General features: G+C 64.4%; 8 protein-coding genes and 1 tRNA gene. 3 read left to right on the forward strand and 6 right to left on the reverse strand.

Annotation, left to right across the window (positions count from 1 at the left end; genetic code table 11):
- Positions 1 to 159: 159 nt before the first annotated feature.
- On the reverse strand, positions 160 to 4,899 hold the full coding sequence (locus tag BW991_RS24015) for a BPTD_3080 family restriction endonuclease (protein WP_076602323.1): 4,740 nt from the start codon (positions 4,897 to 4,899) through the stop codon (positions 160 to 162).
- Positions 4,896 to 7,667: a site-specific DNA-methyltransferase gene (locus tag BW991_RS11840; RefSeq protein WP_076602324.1), complete on the reverse strand. Its 2,772-nt coding sequence runs from the start codon at positions 7,665 to 7,667 to the stop codon at positions 4,896 to 4,898. The genes BW991_RS24015 and BW991_RS11840 overlap by 4 nt, the downstream gene beginning before the upstream one ends.
- Before the next feature lie 128 nt (positions 7,668 to 7,795).
- On the opposite strand from BW991_RS11840, the gene BW991_RS11845 reads away from it, so the two are divergent.
- A complete protein-coding gene (locus BW991_RS11845; RefSeq protein WP_076602325.1) occupies positions 7,796 to 8,155 on the forward strand; it encodes a helix-turn-helix domain-containing protein in 360 nt (119 codons plus the stop codon).
- Positions 8,156 to 8,754: 599 nt separating this feature from the next.
- Positions 8,755 to 9,279 (forward strand): hypothetical protein, encoded by a 525-nt coding sequence (locus tag BW991_RS11855; RefSeq protein WP_139335928.1) that lies wholly within the window; start codon positions 8,755 to 8,757, stop codon positions 9,277 to 9,279.
- A gap of 52 nt (positions 9,280 to 9,331) precedes the next feature.
- On the opposite strand, the gene BW991_RS11860 is transcribed toward BW991_RS11855, so the two are convergent.
- From BW991_RS11860 to BW991_RS11875, 4 genes are all read right to left on the reverse strand, one after another.
- Complete coding sequence (locus tag BW991_RS11860) at positions 9,332 to 9,757, reverse strand: GIY-YIG nuclease family protein (RefSeq protein WP_084205066.1); 426 nt, start codon at positions 9,755 to 9,757, stop codon at positions 9,332 to 9,334.
- A 194-nt stretch (positions 9,758 to 9,951) separates the two neighbouring features.
- Positions 9,952 to 10,028 (reverse strand) — tRNA-Arg (locus BW991_RS11865).
- Between the two features lie 113 nt (positions 10,029 to 10,141).
- A complete protein-coding gene (locus BW991_RS11870; RefSeq protein ID WP_076602328.1) occupies positions 10,142 to 14,584 on the reverse strand; it encodes a response regulator in 4,443 nt (1,480 codons plus the stop codon).
- 34 nt (positions 14,585 to 14,618) lie between these two features.
- The gene (locus BW991_RS11875) at positions 14,619 to 15,716 is read right to left on the reverse strand and encodes a response regulator (RefSeq protein WP_076602329.1); all 1,098 of its coding nucleotides are present in this window, start codon (positions 15,714 to 15,716) and stop codon (positions 14,619 to 14,621) included.
- Between the two features lie 259 nt (positions 15,717 to 15,975).
- Between BW991_RS11875 and BW991_RS11880 the strand changes: the two genes are divergently transcribed.
- The gene (locus BW991_RS11880) at positions 15,976 to 16,461 is read left to right on the forward strand and encodes an OmpA family protein (RefSeq protein WP_076602330.1); all 486 of its coding nucleotides are present in this window, start codon (positions 15,976 to 15,978) and stop codon (positions 16,459 to 16,461) included.
- Positions 16,462 to 16,484 lie beyond the last annotated feature (23 nt).

The following is a 16,484-nucleotide window of genomic DNA, read 5'->3' on the forward strand; positions in this document are numbered from 1 at the left end:
GCCTTCGATGACTTGGGCGTCGGGAAACACGACCCCGATATCACCGCGGTGTCTGGCACGCACGACAAGGGTTTTGCCGCTGGGGTCGCCTTGTCGACGATGCTAAGACAGCTTCCGTCCAGAAAGATCCACATGGGCGTGTCCTCACTACCGTGGTCGTCACAGCCCCAGTGCCTGCAGGGCCTGGATGATGGGCTCGTCGTTCTTGTTGGTCAGCAGCACGGGCAACTGTGAGATCGGCGTCAGCATCACTGCCTGGCTTTCCCAACCCATGTCGGCCGGGTTGCCGCCGACCCGCCGGGCCATGTAGTAGCGCGTGTAACTTGTGGAGCGGGGGACGTCCACCAGGAACTCAGTCAGCTGAACTCGCAGCCCAGCTTCTTCGAACGCCTCGCGCAGTGCAGTGGCCTGCAGGCTCACGCCGGCATCGCAGGTCCCCTTGGGGAAAGTGGCAGGGTAGTTGCCAAAAGCGTTGCTGGGCGCCACAGACCATACCCGTCCGTCGTCTTCCAGCACCACCACTCCAGCCGCCGCTTTCTTACCCTTGGGTGGATTGAAGGCAGGTTCTTCAATCACGCTCTGGTCAGTCAACCGTTCCCAGCCCGCATTGTCTTCCGGGGCGTTTCTCCAGGAATCGAAGCCAATCCCCGCCAGTTCCGGCGGCATGGTGCCGTCCGGGATAACGACGGCCGTACTGCCGGCATCCAGCCAGGTCCAGGACGCAGTGGGGGTGCTTGGGTTCGCCAGTTTTACCTGCTTGCCCTGATCGTTCAGCCTGGGATGCACGGGTGGGCCGGGGAGAAGGATCTCTTCCTCTTCTGCGTCCCCTTCCGTTTCCTCCTCGTCGAGCTTCGCGAAACGCGAGTGGTTTTCCCAAGTGAAGCTGCTCAGTGTGATGTTGGGAAAGAGCACCGAGTGGGTACCCATCACGATGCTGGCGATGAACTGCTGCAGCATCCCGATGAAGTTCATCAGGCCATCAAAATCCAGCGGCGGTTCTTCCTTCGCCCAGTCAGCGACGATCCGGGAAATCTGCAGCGACAGACCCGCGAGGCCCTCGCTGACGATGCAGGACAGGTTCTCGTCGGCATACCAGCCGGCATCGAGCTCCAGATTTCGGACGATCGCCTGCCCCAGCCCCTGCTCGGTACGCCAGTTTTCCAGTCCGTGAAATTCCGCGTCCCCACCGCACAGGACCGAAGAGACGCGCTGATTGATGGCAATCACGTCGTTGGAACTGGTCTCCTCGAACTCGGGAATCGCCTCCAGCCCCGAGACATATCGAGGGAGATCCCGGCAAAGGGAGCGCCAAACAAACGGTGTCAGCAGCTCCGTGACCACCTCGGGCGCTCCCAAGTAGTTGGGCCGGGCCGCATCCTTCAGGGCGGTCACGAAGCCCGGTTCATTGGGTTCGTGCGCCTCGTCGGTGGCGTAATACTGCAGCACATCGAGCAAGATCTTCCGCGCCTCGGCCACCGTACCGGAGCAGAACTCCGGGTCTAGATTCACCCGTGCGAAACGAGCTACCGCGCCATCGCCATCCGGCTCGAACACCACCTCGAACATCTTGAAGCCAGTCCAGCTACGGTGGATGTGCAGAACATCGTTGTCGAAGTAGATGAACCATTTCTGGCCCTGGTCGATCGGGATGAAGCCCAGCCGAAGGTTGCGCATCTGGTGTTCGTCGAAGGCGAGGTCCAGCGCCACGCGCTCGTGGGATCGAGACATGAGCTGGAGATCGTTCCAGTCGCTTGCCGTCGCTGCACGCGGAGACGGGTCATTGCACGTCGCTTCATAAGCATTGTTCGGCATGCCGAGTCCCGCGTTCTGGCCGGTCAGTTCGGTGAGTAGCTTCATGAGATCGGCAGGGTGTTTGACGAGGTGATACTGCCACAGGCCAAATGTCCGTTCGCGATTCACCGCGTTTACCCAACGCAGTGCGGCAGCCAGCTTGATCTCCGCATCCCCCAGCTTCCCCTTTACTTCGACGATCAGCATCCGCTGGTCCGCGAGGCGGACGATGAAGTCGGGCACGTAGAGGTGAGGCTGGCCGCCTTTGCGGTAGGGAATCAGCAGGCCGAGGTGGTCGTTCTTTACCCATGCTTCCACCGCGGGGTGTACGTCCAGGCAATAGGCGGCGCTCTGTTCCCACTGGCCAGTGTCGGCCACGCACAGGTTCAGATGGCATTTGCTGACGGTACTCCAGACGCTGCGTGTGGTGTCGAAATCCACCCGAGAGGTTGAGCGGACCCCGGCAGCGTCGCGGGCGATGCGTGCTCGCTCGCCTTCGGAGCGTTCATGCCCCACAGGCTGCAGGGAATGGCAGATCGCATCAACCGCCTTGGCGAAATAGGGGTTCAGGGCGACATCGACCCTCTGACGGTCACCGTGCAGCTTCACCTTGTCCTGCAGATAGCGCCGCGTGTAACCCAGCAGCTTGGGAAACAGCCGATGTGCAGGCACCGCGTTGCCGTGGTCGTCCACGAAGCGCCGCACTGCCACTGCAGCGAGTTCGAAGGCCACCTTCTGCTCGCGGATGCCGCTTCGCCAACCGGCCAAGTCCAGCACTTCGGATTGTCCCGGCCCGTACGGCATCAGCTCTCCCTCGGGGCTCACCATCGGACGCATCAGCACCGAATCGGGTACTTCCAGCGGATCGAGCACCAGCGAAGGCACGCTCTCCCAGTCGATCGTCACATCCACCAGCCCCGGATCATCGTACCCCTCCACCACCGGGAAACGGATCTCGAATTGCGCCTTGGGATCCACCGCAAACACGTGATGGATCTTGCGCTCCACCATGTTGCCTTGAGTCTTGCCCAACTTCAGCGGGATCAACTCGAACGGCACACCCAGCACGCTGGCACTCTCGCCGATCAGCAGGCCCGTGTCTTCGTCGATGTCATAGCGAGTGCGACGCAGCGCACGGCCCACCACCTGCTCGCACAGAAGTTGGGAGCCAAAGGGGCGAAGCCCCACCACGTGCGTCACCGTGGTGGCGTCCCAACCTTCCGAGAGCATCGCCACCGAGATGATGCAGCGCACGTCCCGCCCCGGCGGAATGGTGGGGTCGATGAACACTAGATCACTGTCATCATCTGCCGCCTTGGAGTTGTGTTTTGCAACCAGGGCCGCGTATTCCTCCGGCACCTTGCCGCCGGGCCAGACGCTCTTGCCCACGGTTTCCATGACGAAGCGCAGGCGCCGCGCCTCGTCACTACCGGCACCGGATTCAATCTCTTCCGCCACCTTGGAGTCGATGCGTACTGTCACCGGCCTGCCGGGCTGGTTGCGGAAGCACTCGGGGGCCGTACCGTGGTCCGCCTTGCCTTCCGCCAGCCAGGCATACACCTCTTTGGCCAGCGCGGTATTGCGGCACACCACGATGAAGACCGGCGGCGCTGGCGACTTCCGCCGTCCGGCGGAGAATTCGCTCTGCCATTCGGCGGCGGTGTTTTCCCAGTCCTTGGCCAGCAGGCTCATGGGGGCCACTGCGTAACGCATGAGATCCGCGGGAGCGGGCTCGCCGCTCACGCCTTCGGCTTCCAGTTGCGCCTGCACCCACCGCCAAATGTTGAAGTAGGCCGGGCGCTCGTCCCCGCTGATGTCCGCCGAAGTAAGCATGGGAATTTTCACCATGCCGGCCTCGATGGCGTCCAGCAGGCTGAAGTCCGACACCAACCAAGGGAAGGGCTTGCCCACCTCGTTACCGCTGCCTTGGATGTAGAAGGGGGTGGCCGACAGGTCGACGCACAGACGGATGCCATTGCGGCTGCGCGCCCCCAATACCTTATTGATGCGGTCCAGGCCTTCGATCCAGATGGTGGCCTCCCGGTCGAACTGAGCCGCCAGTTCCCGGTCGAGAACAACCTCGTCGCCATCCTCGCCGCTGTCGCCACGACGATACGCATGATGAGCCTCGTCGTTCAGCACCAGCACGCTAGGGCTGCGCCCGCGGCGGTTCTTCAGAATGCGATCGGCGAAGGCCTTGTCTGACTCGTAGTACTGGGTTTCCTCGACCTCCACCTTTTCGCCGTCGATGGTCTTGCTGACCCGCCGCGTAACCGGTACGCCACGCTTCACCACTTTGGCCGAAACGCCATTGACCTCCCGCAGCTCCTGCAGCGCCAACCCGTGCCAGTTGGTGACGATTACATCCCCACGCCGAAGATCGGCCCGACGATGGGCTGGCACCAGATCGCGGGTGGCATACAGGGAGAGATCTCCTAGCAACGGGTCCAACTCCCGCAGTCGGTCGCGGATGGTGACGTTGGGGCAGATCACCACCACGGTGTCAGCAAAGCGCTCGTCGTCCGGCCGCTCCAGCCGGTTGAGGATGGACCAAGCGGCCAGCATCGCCATCACTGTGGTCTTGCCGGTGCCGGTTGCCATCTTCAGGCCGTACCGCTGAAAGGCCCGGTAGCCCTTGGCCTTCGCAGCCGGCCCCGGTTCGTCCAGGGGAATCTGCTCCGACAGGCCCTGCAGCAGATCCTGCGGCCCCTCGGTGAGCAGAATGACCGCCTCTACCGCTTCCAGTTGGGCGAAGAACAGACGCTGCCCCCGGTCGTCCCGCCGCCACCACTTCAGCAATTCTTTGGTGGTGGAGGTGGCGCCTTCATAACCCCGTTCGCGCCAGAGTCTGAGCCGCTCGCGAATCTGGTTGGGGACCTGCAGTTCCACCTCCGTGCCCGGAGTGTCGCTCTCGAACAGCTCCACTTGGGCCGCCTTCTTGCCCCGCCCACGCCCGGCCCCTTCCGGCACCCGGAAGAAGTAACCCGCTGGTCGGCGCCCTTCGCTCTTTTGGGGCAGTTCCCCCTTGCGGATCAGCCAGTGAAAGCGTGGTTCCTCGTAGGGAGAGTTGATGATCGGGTTTTCGACCGTGGGCAGTGCCGCTGTCATGCCTTGCCTCCGGCCGCCCTGCTCGGTGTCAGATCCCGCACCACCATCAACTCATTGCCACGCTCGTCGATGACCTTGACCGCGATGCGCCGCTTGCTGCCCAGTTCGAAGGGCTCGCTCTCGGTACCGGACAGGTGCGCCCAAACCTCCGCCTCGAACTGCGCCTTCAGCGACTTCTGCAGGTTGTCCCAGGCGCTGGTCTTGGGGAAGAACACCTGGGTGGCGAAGAAGCTGAAGCCGTCGTAATCGGTGTCCAGCATCCAGCAGGGCAGGTTTTCGCCCTCCACCGCTTCAGTTTCCAGCGTGGCCGGGTTGAAGATGTCCAGCCCCTTCAGCCGCACCCGGAACAGCTTCGCTCCCGAGGGGGACGGCTGTGCCAGTTCAATCACGTCCACATCCGGCAGACCGGTGACCGAGAAGATTTCCGAGGCGCGGGTGGTTTTCAGCAGGTCGGACATCAGCACGTCCGGCGTGACCGTGATGAAGCTGCACGGGAGCTTTTTCCTGCTGCGATCTTCCAGCATCTCTCGCGCCTTGGCCTGAATGGCGAAGCCGAAGAAGTAGAGCTTGGCGTAGCCCGCGTCCTTCGCCTCCTCGGCGGCCAGATAGACGGTTTCCGAACCGATGGCGCCATCTTCCGGGCCGAACACCACCGCCACCCGCTTGTCGCTGCCGTTCTGCTCCTCGGCCTCGGCATGCAGGGTCTCGAAGCCGTCGATGGCGCGAACCTGATCGAACACCAGCACACGGTTTTCCGGCAGGCGCAGCGTGCGCGAGAGTTTAAGCACGCGCAGCATGCGGTCGATGTGGCTACCGCTGTCGTTCCCTTCGCCGTAGGCGGCGCCCGGTTCGGTTGCTGCGTTTTCCGGTGTCGCCTCGCCCTGGGTGGCGATCTCCACCGCCGCCGGCATCAGCGCCTCCACCGTGAAGGGGCCCGTGACCCGGGTGATGTTCTTCGCCACCTCGGGCCGATCCACCAGCACCTCCATCGCCGGCTCCTCATTGTTGGCGATGGATTTCAGTGTGATATGAGGCACCAGACCGCCTACTTCCTCCTCCTTCTTGTTCCGCTTGCGCTTGTAGACGAAACCGCCGCGCGGGCCGATCTTCACGTCCAGCAAATCGTAATAGGGAAAGGTAGCGGTCAGCAGGCGTTGCCGGGCCAGGGCCAGCGGTACGCGCGAGGTGTCTGCGGTGATCCAGCGACGGCCCCACTGCTCGGCGACGTAGGCGGTGGTGCCGCTGCCGCAGGTGGGGTCGAGGACCAGGTCGCCCGGGTCGGTAGTCATCAGAACGCAACGCTGAATTACCTTTGGCGAGGTCTGAACAACATAGAGCTTGTCGGACGTAAACCCGGCAATGCCCGTGTCTTCCCACAAATTGGCAAATGGGTAGTAGGGAAAATCGTTGAAATAGCGAACGTACCGTAAGGTGTCTCCGGCAATTTCAAGCCGTCCCGCTTTCTTCAACGAAGCCATCCCATCCTCACCTGTCTTCCAATAACCTCGCTTGGGTACGAATGTTCTGCCTGCCAACTCGACCGGGAAAGTACCTGGGGGGCGTTGGCTGGTCATGTCGCCGAGCGAGTACACTCGCGCGCCCTCAGGTAGTCGCGACGGCTCCGACTTCTCGTCCAGGGTCATCGCCCGCTTTGTTCCATCGGATAAATGCACCCTCGTGTAGGCGGTCGCCCCGTCACCACCGAGTTCCTTCTTGAGGTACAGGGGTCTGTACTTGACCTTCTCCTTGTCCTTCGCAAACCAAAGTAGGTAATCGACCGTGGAGGCGATCAGCTGGGAAGTTGCACTGCTTGTCTTCGAGAACGTGATTACTGCCACGAAGTTGGATGCGCCGTAAACTTCATCCATCAGTTCCCGAACGTGATGCAGGTTGTCGTCGGAAATCTGCACGAACACGCTACCCGACTCAGTCAGCAGTTCGCGCGCAAGCAGCAAGCGATCGCGCAGGTAGGTCAGGTAGGAGTGCAGCCCGAGCTCCCACGTGTCCCGGTAGGCCCTGACCATCTCGGGCTCGCGGGTCATCTGCTCGTCAGCACCGTGCTTGACGTCGCGCTTGCGCACGAAGGGCTGGAAGTTGCTGCCGAATTTCACGCCGTAGGGCGGGTCGATGTAGATCATCTGCACCTGTCCTCCCAGCCCTTCGTATTCCAGCAGCGAGTTCATCACCACCAGGCTGTCGCCGAGAATCATCCGATTGGTCCACGGCCCCTTGTGCTCGTAGGCCTGCAGCTTGTCGGTGAGGTCCAGTTGCGGGTCGCCAAAGAGCTCCAGCGTGCGGCCCTTGGACTTGTAGCTGGAAAGTCCGTCGATGATCGCCTTGGTGGAATGGCGCTCGTGGATGAACAGCGGCAGCGTCGGCACCTTGATCTCGGCACGCTCGGCCTTGCCCGTCCAGTTCAGGAAGGGCTTCGACAGATCCTTCAGTCGCGCCACGCAGGCGGCCAGGTTGCCGACGCAGATGCGTCCGTCGGCACTCGCCTGTTCGCTGGCGAATACCGCCGCCTCGCCTTCGATGGCGCAGCGTTCGATCAGCCCCAGCAGCCATTCGGCCTGCTCCCGGCCCGGGTTCTCGTCCCAGGATAGGGCGGGATCCAGGCTGGAGTCGTAGCAGTACTCTCTGGCCGGGCGGCGCGACTTCATGAACTCCTGCTGCAGTCCGACTTCAGGGCGCAGCGTAGCGGTGGTGTCGTGCAGATAAGACTCGGCGGCGCTGGTGGCGGCGCTTCCTGCGGCGGGGGCTTTGGACATGGGGGGGACTCTCGGCTTTGCCAGTCAGGCCAGAAAGCCGCCAATATTTGCTTATGTGTCAAATTTGAGCAAGCAATTTGGCATACGCGCTTTGCTCCGGTGGCAAACCCGTCCCGACAATCTGCCCCATGCACATCGGGCAGATCATCCGCGCGCTACGACAAGAAATGGAGTGGTCTCAGGAGCGGCTCGCTCATGAGGCCGATCTGGACACGAGCGAAGTTTCGCGCTTCGAGCGGGGTCAGCGGCGCTTGCCCACCACCAAGCTCGAAGCCATAGCCAAAGCGCTGGGGACCACTCCTGCAGCGTTGTATGCCATGGCGGAAGGGCGCGAACCTCCTACAGATTCGTGTCTCGAGGAAGGGGATGCCACCGTGGACTACTCCCCCGAGGCCGTACAGTTGCGCCGCACCTTTCGCGATCTCACCGAATACGAGCGTAGGCTGGTGCTCGACTTTGCCCGTATGCTGGTCAAGCGGCGACGCTGAGATGGCCGCTGGTTGTCACCACCCACGTAGGGAGCTCTCGTTTGGCCCGCGGCGCCTGGCAGAATCTCAGTTTTTTCGCTGACGATTAGACAGACGAATCAGTCGGCAGTAGCACCCGAATTGCATGTAGGACGACCTTTTCCAGTCTTCGCTGTTCCTCCTGTGAGGCTGGGTCGCCTTTTATCTCCGAAAGACGTTCTACGGCACGGCTGAGAATCGTCAGCTCGGTTCGGTCGATCTCTTCGATCAGGTCCTGCAGTCTCGATGAGGTGGGCATCGCACTCAGCTCCATCCAGTCTTGTCCATGTATGCGGCCAACGGTTGTTCCAGCTTACCCCGCGACGCCTTGGATGCGTAGGAGCCAACGCATTGTCGCTTTACCGACGTTTGTCGACGCAACGACCGCAGCTGGTACGTGTTGCGCGATCGATCCTACGAGCGCTCGGGACTATTGTTGTCACGCTCCCCAGGATTCAGACGGATGTCAGTCGGTCACCGATCGCGCTAGCTAGGCGCACTGCCTGGTCGAGGTGCTGCGCTGACTGTCTGGTGCGATCGGTCGTCGCGCCCCACGCCGGTTATCAGAACGTGACGCCAGAATGTTCCTGTTCAATTCATGGAGCAGCACTGGCATGGCACAGCGACTCACCGCCGAGCAATGGACAATCGTTCGCAAGGGATACGAAACCGACCCGCGGCTCTCGTTTGCCGACCTGGCCTCGCAGTTCGGGGTTTCCAAGCAAGCAATCCACGCACGCGCCAAGGCAGAGAGCTGGCAGCGTGTCATCTCCTTGGCAGAGTTAAATGCCCGCGCCCGGACACGCGCCGACCACCTAGTTGACGGACGTCTTGACGCTAAAAGCCTTGCCTCAAGTCGCGAAGCTGGCGTTGACTCGGCCACCGAGCAACGGGCAGCCGTGCTGGCGCGCCACCGGAAGGAGGCTGACGGCCCACGCAGGATGGTCTATCAGGCAATCCAAACGAGCGATATCGAGAAGGCGAAGCTGGCGAAAACGGTCGCGGAGTCACTGAAAATCGTCCACGAACTGGAACGCAAGGCCTGGGGTCTGGATGTCGGCGAAAACACTGACCGGGATAGCGTGATCGTGATCGAGCGAACGTGACCTGTCAGGCGCGGCCTTGCAAAGAGGCTGTCCTTGCTGCCGAACCACCCCCTCAGCTTCCAGGGCGATTCGCGTTGTGCTCAGTAGGGAGGCGCCCGATCAGGTAGAGCTCAAGCGCGTTCGCGAGGTAGGCATTATCGACGCCGAAGCCAATCGTCATCATCGCCCCTGCGTCTACGAGACGCGGGTCGACAGGCGTATGGGCACCGTCGATCACCTTAGCGTAGGCTTGGAAGCGCTTCCCAAGGCCGTGCCCACGGTACCGCCCGCCGCCTTTCGAAGTGGCAACACCGACATAGGTAACCCGGCCAGCCTTCACGAAAGCGTAGACGCCCTGCTTGTTGTGGTTCGGCAACGAACCGACAAACTGGTACTCCCCAGACCACTCTGGCGGTTCACACCCGACCGCCTCAGTATTCCAGTGCTTCGCAAAAAAATCGCGTGTGAGCGCGATCAGGTTATCAACCGTTGCTTCCATCAGCGGGCGACTCCTCGTTGACCGAGAACACGGAAGATAACAGGCGAGGGGACACCGGGACCCAGGCAGCGCAGGCACAAAAAAACCGGCACGAGGCCGGTTTTTCTGCAGGGTTGTAGGGGTCAAATCTGGAAGCGGGTTTCCGTATGGATTCCGTACAGCCTCTAGGCCTAAGCCCTAACTCCTTGATTGTATGGCGCGCCCGAGACGATTCGAACGTCCGACCCCTGCCTTCGGAGGGCAGTACTCTATCCAGCTGAGCTACGGGCGCCTTGTGCCACTGGCGTGGCAACGGAACGCGGCATTATACCTGATCTGCGGCGCATGACGAATCCGGCCTTCGGAGGGCGGTAGGCGCGGCGGCAGTCGCCTCCGGGAGCCCTCTCACTCCGCCCTCGCACTCAGGCCGGCGAGGCCCTCCAGCGCCTTGTCGAAGTCGTAGGCGGCGACGCTGGCGGCGACGTGTTTCAGGGCGGGCGCGAGCGCGGTGCCGGCGGCGCGTTCGGTGAGGGCGTCGGCGGCCTCGGCGGCGGCGGGGTCGCTGTCTTCCAGCAGGGCCTTGAGATGCTCCAGATCCTGTTGCAGGCTCGCGGCGTCGATGGTCGCGACGATTGCCTGCGCCGGCGGTTGCGTGGCTTCCGCCGAACCGAGCTGTTGCAGGCCTTCGATGACGGGGGCGAGTTCGGCGAGCGTCCAATCGAGCAGCGGGGTGAGCTGAGCCATCGGCAGCTTGTCGCGGCAGGCGTGCTCGAGGGCTTCGGCGGCGACCTGGACGCCGCGGGCGCCAATGTTGCCGGCGTTGCCCTTGAGGGTGTGGGCGGCGCGCAGGGGGGCATCCGGGTCGGGGTCGGACTGGGCGGCGGTGAACTGTTCGGCGAAGCGGCTCTGGGTGTCGCGGAAGCGCGTGAGCATGCGCCGGTAGAGCTTGTAGTTGTCCATCGTCGTGGCGAGGCCGGCGGCGACGTCGATGCCGGGCAGTGGGGGCAGGGCGGCTGCGCTTTGTTCCGTCGCGGCCGGCACTGCCGGTGCGGCCGTGGCGGTTGCGGTGGCGCCGCCGGCGGCCGCTGGGTGGATCCATTTGGCGAGGGTGACGAACATGCCGGCGACGTCGAGCGGCTTGGCGATGTGGTCGTCCATGCCCGCGGCGATGGCCTTGTCGCGGTCGCCGGCCATGGTGTTGGCGGTCATCGCGAGCACGGGGAGCCCCGCCCACGCGGGGTTGCGGCGGATTTCGCGCGTGGCGGTGTAGCCGTCCATGACGGGCATCTGGCAGTCCATGAGGATGCCGTCGAAGCGCGCGTCGCGGGCGAGGATGTCGAGCGCTTCCTGGCCGTTGCCGGCGACGACGACCTCCATGCCGGCTTGGCGCAGCAGGTCGGTGGCGAGTTCCTGGTTCATTTCGTTGTCTTCGACGAGCAGCACGCGGGCACCGGCGAGGGCCGCCATCGCGGCGCTGGAGCCGTCGATGCTCTCATGCGCGCGGGTATCGACCAGGCCGCGCTTGTCGAGGGCCTCGCCGATGGCTTCGAGCAGGCGGGATGCGGTGACCGGCTTGGTGAGGGCGGACTTGACGGCGACGCCGCGCAGTTCGGCCGAGCCGAGCGCCTCTTCGCGGCCGTAGGCGGTGACCATGATGACGGCCGGCAGCCGCGCCGGGTGGCTGGCCTGCAGGCGGCGCACGGCTTCGACGCCGTCGATGACGGGCATCTTCCAGTCCATCAGCACGAGGTCGTAGGGGGTGCGGCGGCCGTCGGCGGCGGCGATCATGTCGAGCGCCTGGCTGCCGTCCCATGCGACATCGACCGTGAGGCCGAAGTGCCGCACGATCGCGGAGAGGATTTCGCGCGCGGAGGCGTTGTCGTCGACGACGAGGACGCGCACGCCCTGCAGTTCGTCGGCGCGGAACATGCGCCGGCTCATGGGTTCGGCCTGCAGGCCGAAGCGGGCGGTGAAGTGGAAGGTGGAGCCGTGGCCGACGGCGCTTTCGACCCAGATGCGACCCTTCATCATTTCGACGAGGTTTTTCGAGATCGCGAGACCGAGGCCGGTGCCGCCGTACTTGCGCGTAGTCGAGGCGTCGGCCTGGCTGAAGCTGCGGAACAGCGATTCGCACTGTTCGGGGCTCATGCCGATGCCGGTGTCGCGCACCCAGAAGTGCAGTTCGACCTCGTCGGCGGTCTGCGCGACGGTGTCGATGCCGACGACGATCTCGCCCGATTCGGTGAACTTGACCGCATTGTTGCCGAGGTTGACCAGGACCTGGCCGAGGCGCAGCGGATCGCCGATGAGGGCGGTGGGGACGTCGGGGGCGGCGTTGAACAGCAGCTCCAGCCCCTTGTCCTCGGTCTTGAGGCCGACGAGGTTGGCGAGGTGGTCCATGACGTCTTCGAGTCGGAATTCGACCGTTTCCATCGACATCTTGCCGGCTTCGATCTTCGAGAAGTCGAGGATGTCGTTGATGATGCCGAGGAGGTTCTCGCCGGCGCGGTGCACTTTCTCGATGTAGTTGCGCTGCTTGCGGTCGAGCGGCCCCTGCAGGGCAAGATGCGACATGCCGATGATGGCGTTCATCGGCGTGCGGATTTCGTGGCTCATGTTGGCGAGGAAGTCGCTCTTGGCGCGCGTGGCCTCTTCGGCGAGTTCCTTGGCGCGCAGGATTTCGGCCTCGGCGCGCTTGCGGTCGGTGATGTCGAGCAGCCAGCCCATGACGCCTTTCTCGCCCTCGTGGGCGAAGGGCATGAAGGTGACGAAGAAGTCGCGCAGCTCGCCGCCGGCAGCCACCAGGCGCATTTCGCGGTCGCGGATGTAGCCGTCGCGGCGCAGGTCCTCGATCATGCGCAGGCGGTCTTCGGGCGATGCGTAGATGTGCAGCGCGGGATCGCCCGGGCGGCTGTCGAACATGCGCGTGAATTCGGGGTTGGTGTAGCGGAACACGCCGTCGGTGGTGAAGGCGGTGCCGACCGGGCTGTGGTCGAGGATGTACTGCAGCGAGGCGCGCTGGTCGGCGAGGGCCTTTTCGGCCGCCCTGCGTTCGGTGATGTCGCGGTACACGACGACGGTGCCGACGAGCGCGCCGTCCTTGTGGATGGGGGTGGTGGAGTATTCGACCGGCAGCGGGGTGCCGTCCTTGCGCCACAGGACTTCGCTGTCGACGGTGCGCGCCTGGCCGTCCTGGCCGGTGAGGTACATCGAGCATTCGTCGCGCGGGAAAAGGTGGCCATCCGGGTAGCTGTGGTGGATGAGGGCATGCACGGGCTGGCCGACGAATTCCTCCTCGGTGTATCCGAGCATCGCGGACGCGGCGGGATTGGCGAAGGTCATCACGCCGTCCTGATCGAGGCCGATGATGCCGTCCTTGACCGAGCCGAGGATCAGCCGGCTGCGCTCTTCGAGGATCGCGAGGTTGGCGGAGGTTTCGCGCAGCGAGGCCTGCTGGGCTTCGAGTTCGACGGTCTGCTCCTCGAGCTGGCGCGCCTGTTGTTCCATGTTCTCGGCCTGGCGCTGCGTCTCCTCGAGCAACGTCTGCGTGCGCGCGTTGCGCTCGAGGATCTCGAGGCTCATCGCGAGGATGGGCATCACGCCGTCGAGCAGGGCCAGCTGGGGGGCGTCGAACCCGTCGAAAGTGGCGAGCTCCACCACCGCCAGCAGGCGCTCGGTGCGCTGCACGGGGAAGACGGCGATCGCGCGCGGGGCGGCTTCGCCCAGCCCGGAGCCGATGTGGATGTAGTCGGTGGGGGGGTTGGTGAAGATGATCGGCGCGCGCTCGAGCGCACATTGCCCGACCAGGCCTTCGCCGGGGGCGAACTGCGGGACGGGTTGCGCCGGCCCGCGCAGGGCGTAGCCCGCCAGCAGGACGAGCCGGGATGCGGCTTCGTCGTGGTAGTAGAACGCTGCATGGCCGAGCTTGAGGACCGGCGCGAGGTTGGAGAGGAATTTTTGCGCGAGTTCGGCAAGGTCGGCGGATGTCTGCAGGTCGCCCGAGATCGCCGCGAGGTGGGTCTTGAGCCAGCGCTGCGTCTCGACCTTGCGCGCTTCGACGCGCAGCACTTCGATCGCGCGCGCGAGATCGCCGATCTCGTTGGGGAATTCGGTGTGCGGGACGGGCTGGTCGAAGCGGCCGGCAGCGATCTGCTCGACGACGGAGCGCAGGCGTTCGGTCGGCCGGCGGATGGACAGCGCGACGAGCGCACCCAGCAGCAGCGCGAGGACGCCGCCGCCGCCGATCAGGGCGTAGGTGGTGCGTTTGATCTCTACCATGCGCCCATCGGCCCGCCGCGCGGCGTCGTAGGCCTCCTCCTCCATGGCCCGCGCGATGTCGACCAGCGTGTCGCCGGCGGCCTGGCCGGAGAGCTGGAATTCGGGCGAGGCGACCGCGCCCAGCGCATCCATGAGATCGCCTCTTTTCTGCTGATCGACGATCCGCGCGATGCTGGCCTTGTACTGTGCGAAGCGCTCTTCGAAGCGCGCCAGCCGTTCACGGTTGTCCTGGCGGTGGAACAGCTTCGCGGCGGCTTCCAGTTCGCGGAGCAGGCGGCTCTCCGATTCGGCGAGCTGGCGGAAGGCCTGGTCGCGTTCGCCGGGCGTCTGCGGCAGGATGGCCTGACGCAGGGCATGGCCCATCTGCGCGAACTGGATGCGCGCCTCCTTGACGTGCGAGACGCCCATCAGCTCCTTTTCGTACAGCGCCTGCAGTTCGTCGTTCAGCCGCTGCTGGCTGTACAGCGAATTCAGGCTGATGCCGCCGACGACCAGCAGCAGGCCGGCGAAGCCCAGCATCAGTTTGGCCGCGAGCGAGCGGCGCTCCAGCGCGGTCATCGAGAGGTTCATCCTAGCGGCTCCTGTGGGGCGCGGCGGTGTCGATCTAATCGGCAAAGCGCGCGGCGATGACGCGGAATTCGTCCTGCAGTTCGATGAAGGCATCGACAATGTCGGGGTCGAAGTGCGAGCCGCGGCCGGCGCGGATGATCGCGGCCGCCTCCTCGTGCGACATGCCGTCCTTGTACACGCGCCGGCTGATCAGCGCGTCATACACGTCGGCCAGCGCCATCAGGCGCGCCGAAATCGGGATCGCGTCGCCGGCGATGCCTTCCGGGTAGCCCGAGCCGTCCCACTTTTCCTGATGGTAATAGGCGATCTCCTTGGCGAGGCGGAGGAAGTCGACGTCCATGCCGAGTTTGCGCTCGGCGTGGATGATCGCGTCGCGGCCGAGCGTGGTGTGGGCCTTCATCGTCTCGAATTCGGCGGCGTCGAAGCGCCCGGGCTTGAGCAGGATGCGGTCGGGGATGCCCACCTTGCCGATGTCGTGCAGCGGGGCCGACTTGAACAGCATGTCGATCGTGCCGTCGCTGAGAAAATCGCGGAACCGCGGGTGGGGCTGCAGGTGCTCGGCCAGCACCCTGACGTAGAACTGGGTGCGGCGGATGTGGTTGCCGGTGTCGTTGTCGCGCGTCTCCGCGAGCGAGGCCATCGCGAGGATCGCGACGTCCTGGATCGCGGCGAGCTCGCGCGTACGCCGCGCGACCTCGGCTTCGAGGTAGGCGTTCTTGTCGCGCAGGAAGTCGGCGGCGGCCTTGATGTGCAGGTGGGTCGCGACGCGCGCCAGCACCACCGGCGGATTGACCGGCTTGGTGATGAAGTCGGCCGCGCCCATCGCGAGGCCTTTCGTCTCGTCCTCGGTCGCGGTCATCGCGGTGAGGAAGATGATGGGAATGTCGCGCGTGACCGCATCGGCCTTGAGCGCCTCGCACACGTCGTAGCCGGAGAGACCGGGCATCATGATGTCGAGCAGGATCAGGTCGGGCGACGGTTCGCCGCGGGCGACGCGCAGGGCCTTGTCGCCATTGTTGGCGACCTTGACCTTGTAGCGGTCCTTGAGCAGGCCGGACATCAGCGACAGGTTGTCCGGGGTGTCGTCGACCACCAGGACCGTGGGCTTCTCGATGATCGTCGGTATGTCCATTTCTCTCCTCGCTGCTGCACCCGTTCACGGGCACCGATACCGCTGCGGTCGGTGCGTACCCACTTGAACTTTGCATATTCAAACGCCACGGCGCGCCCGAGGCAACAGGCTTGCCGCCTGGTCGGCCGTCCGATGCGGCGAATTCCGCGCCGTGGCAGCGATCGTCCGTGAAATGATTGGATACGAGTCGCCGACGTTTCGGCTAAACTGCCCGCCGACCCTGCATACGCGGGATAACCCTGTGATTGGAGCGTAGAACATGTTCGATCAGGAAGACGGCGAACTCAACGTTGTCATCGGTGTGCTCTTCGGCGTCATCGCGCTGGTGATCGCGCTGGTGATCGGCCTCGGGACCTGGAAACTGCGTGCGGCCGACGTGCCGGCGCCGGTTGCGGCGGCGGCGGGCGAGTTCGCCGACGTCACGGAGGTGGGCGAGGCGCTGGTGAAATTCTATTTCGCGGTCGGCGAAGCAACGCTGCCGGCCGATGCGTCGCCGGACATCGCGACGATCGTCGTCGCGTTGGATGCGGCGCCCGGGAAGAAGGTGCTGCTGTCGGGTTTCCATGACGAGACCGGCGGCGCCGCGGTGAATGCCGAGGTGTCGAAGAACCGCGCGCTGGCCGTGCGCGACGCATTGCTCGAGGCGGGCGTGCCGGCCGAGCGCGTGCTGCTGCGCCGTCCGGCGGTGACGCTGGGGGGCGGCGACGCCGCCGAGGCGCGTCGCGTCGAGGCGCGCGTGCAGTAAGCGGGCACTGTTCCGCAGCACAC

It is taken from the genome of Aromatoleum tolulyticum (assembly GCF_900156155.1).
Lineage (GTDB): Bacteria > Pseudomonadota > Gammaproteobacteria > Burkholderiales > Rhodocyclaceae > Aromatoleum > Aromatoleum tolulyticum.

What these genes read in the sequence shown, in the direction of transcription:
- BW991_RS24015 (WP_076602323.1), bottom strand. Translation starts at nt 4,899, where the DNA reads ATGACAGCGGCACTGCCCACGGTCGAAAACCCGATCATCAACTCTCCC.
- BW991_RS11840 (WP_076602324.1), bottom strand. Translation starts at nt 7,667, where the DNA reads ATGTCCAAAGCCCCCGCCGCAGGAAGCGCCGCCACCAGCGCCGCCGAG.
- BW991_RS11845 (WP_076602325.1), top strand. Translation starts at nt 7,796, where the DNA reads ATGCACATCGGGCAGATCATCCGCGCGCTACGACAAGAAATGGAGTGG.
- BW991_RS11855 (WP_139335928.1), top strand. Translation starts at nt 8,755, where the DNA reads ATGTTCCTGTTCAATTCATGGAGCAGCACTGGCATGGCACAGCGACTC.
- BW991_RS11860 (WP_084205066.1), bottom strand. Translation starts at nt 9,757, where the DNA reads ATGGAAGCAACGGTTGATAACCTGATCGCGCTCACACGCGATTTTTTT.
- BW991_RS11870 (WP_076602328.1), bottom strand. Translation starts at nt 14,584, where the DNA reads ATGAACCTCTCGATGACCGCGCTGGAGCGCCGCTCGCTCGCGGCCAAA.
- BW991_RS11875 (WP_076602329.1), bottom strand. Translation starts at nt 15,716, where the DNA reads ATGGACATACCGACGATCATCGAGAAGCCCACGGTCCTGGTGGTCGAC.
- BW991_RS11880 (WP_076602330.1), top strand. Translation starts at nt 15,976, where the DNA reads ATGTTCGATCAGGAAGACGGCGAACTCAACGTTGTCATCGGTGTGCTC.